Consider the following 232-nt stretch of genomic DNA (forward strand, 5'->3'; position numbering starts at 1 on the left):
AGCGGTCTTGATGCTAACCTCAAAACGGAAATTCTGACTTCACTCTTTCCCTCTTGAACTTTTTGACTTTTTGACTCCCTTTTATACTGAAGGTCGATAATTGGCATTTTTAAAGGCTCTTTGTAGTCTGGAGTTTTTATGTTGGTAGTTCGTAGTCTGCTGCCCTTATAAAGGTCAATAATCAGTATTTTAAGGTATACGCCTGTAATTGATTTCCAGTGTGCAACTTTTT

1 protein-coding gene is annotated in these 232 nt (G+C 37.1%); it reads right to left on the reverse strand.

Annotated features, from left to right (window positions below):
- Positions 1–232: hypothetical protein (locus tag RM545_RS17585; RefSeq protein WP_311496588.1), on the reverse strand; the 232-nt coding region annotated here is incomplete at both ends.

The sequence above is a fragment of the Autumnicola lenta genome, from assembly GCF_031846515.1.
Classification (GTDB): Bacteria; Bacteroidota; Bacteroidia; order Flavobacteriales; family Flavobacteriaceae; genus Autumnicola; species Autumnicola lenta.